Source organism: Aquidulcibacter paucihalophilus (assembly GCF_002105465.1).
Lineage (GTDB): Bacteria > Pseudomonadota > Alphaproteobacteria > Caulobacterales > Aquidulcibacteraceae > Aquidulcibacter > Aquidulcibacter paucihalophilus.
The window spans coordinates 1-1,876 of record NZ_NCSQ01000116.1; the positions used below are offsets into that span (position 1 = coordinate 1).

The following is a 1,876-nucleotide window of genomic DNA, read 5'->3' on the forward strand; positions in this document are numbered from 1 at the left end:
AAGACCTCCTTACGACCGCTCGTAAGGTGCTCGCACTCAACCAATCCGTTTAAGACAACAAGGCGGCCAAGACCGGTCGCTTACATGTTCGATGGACTGTCGTTTAATTTTTGGGGACCATAGCCCAACATGTCGACGGCTTCACTGAATGTGGCGACCGCCAACACCACATCACCTAATCCGCGCCTTGGCTGTCTTTCAAGACACCATCCCGCCAATTCCGTTGATGGTCAGTACCACGGTCAACACGTCTCCCTAGCTGAAGCCTTTAGGCCGGTCCAGGTAGCCTTCGAAGATACAGCCAAGCTGCACCGGCGAGATCATCATTCCGCGATGTCCACATTTGGAAGTTTTGCATCTTCAATCCTATAGAAGGTCTGTCCATCTTCCTGGTTCTGCCGCAGCAACACGAAGAATTCGGGCTCTTTCTGACCTGCTATCCCGTCGAGCAGCTTTAATGGTTGGTTTCCTAGGCGTGGTGGGGAAATCAACCCTGCGCCGCCGTTATCGGCCAGCGCGACAAGCGCAAATTCCTCATCACTAGCCATGCGCGCAGAGAAGGTAGCTCGTGGTTCCTTTTCCAAATAGCCGAATAGCTTCAGCATACGCGTCTCGGTATGTTCGAAGGCCATATGGTCACGCGCTTTACTGTTATGCCATGAGCAAAGTGGCATTAGGAAGCACTCCCCTCCGAATGGGACGCTGCCATCTCGATTCACGGTCATATGTCCGCCGACCGAAAAGTTAGCATGCGAGGTTTCGCCTAGTGGTTGGATATTGGTGACATAGCAATCGCGGTCGATTCCGCGCTCGCGCAGTAGACTGCGCCAATTGTACCCGTCGATCTCAGGATCATCGCTACTCCCATCCACATTGTAGAGGACGCCGGCAAATTCTACGACCTCAGCGCGGGTCGAAAGTAATTTCACGCCCTCGTGCTTCTGCACAAAGTCGATCAGTAGTTGCGCTTCCTTGGATATTGGCATCGGAACTCCACCTGAAATTCTGAGCGATTAGACGTCCGCCACGCCCAGTTTGCAAGGACTCGTGGCTGTATACTCTTTCGATACCTCGCAGAGCGGATTCTAGACTATTAGGCGCACTTTTTTAGAGGTCTGTTCGAGTTTTCGCAATTGGCGACACCTACGGACGACATATGGGTGACTAACGTTGGCCGAAAGGAAATGGTCTGGTTTGGGGCACCCTGGCGTCGAAGGCTGCCGTTCAAATGCAAATAATTGATCCGAATTAAGTGGGTGAATCAAAGGGCCGGGACAGTGGGTAAGATTATGCCAGAGTTGAAACGCGAGTCGCCAAGCAACTGGTGCTTTTTGAATGTTTCTTGAGTTGCTATCAAGCATTTACTCTTGCAAATTGAAAAAAACATGATTGATTACTTTTTGGCCAATAAAGTCTTTTGGTTGTGAAGTATAAGGGGCGGCAATGCGCGTCACATGCACTCTTGGCGTATTTTTCATCGCTGTAAGTACTTTGATGACACCAAAGCCAGCATTGGCATGGGGTAAATACGCCCATGTTGCTATTTGCGACATGGCATATCGCAACTTTACCGAAACCACCCGAAGTCAATTGAAACAGATTTTTCAGATTGGGCAACAAGGCGCTTCTGCAAACGCAAGAGTATATGCACGGTTTAACGAGTCTTGCATCGAAGAAGATGAAGTACCTCGCAAGCATCCTAAAGACCACTTTATCAATTTCACAAGGAGTACCGCTGATGTTGTTGGGCCAAGTTGTCCAACAGGTACACCGACCTGCATTGTGGAAGCTATTGAACGTGACCTTGCTGTCCTTCGAAACGAGAATTTGCCACCGGTGTTCCCCGTCAGCACCTATGGCACAAAATTGGGGTTGT

At 50.1% G+C, this 1,876-nt stretch carries 2 protein-coding genes; one reads left to right on the forward strand and one right to left on the reverse strand.

Annotated features, from left to right (window positions below; translation table 11 throughout):
- Positions 1-323: 323 nt before the first annotated feature.
- Entirely contained in the window at positions 324-986 is a 663-nt protein-coding gene (locus tag B7364_RS08305) for a hypothetical protein (RefSeq protein WP_085339541.1), read from the reverse strand.
- A gap of 457 nt (positions 987-1,443) precedes the next feature.
- Here B7364_RS08305 and B7364_RS17990 point away from each other — a divergent pair.
- On the forward strand, positions 1,444-1,876 hold a 433-nt coding region (locus B7364_RS17990), incomplete at its 3' end, for a phospholipase C/P1 nuclease family protein (protein WP_198534113.1).

Bases quoted from the DNA above. Each gene is read 5' to 3' on its own strand.
- B7364_RS08305 (WP_085339541.1), bottom strand. From the start codon at position 986: ATGCCAATATCCAAGGAAGCGCAACTACTGATCGACTTTGTGCAGAAG.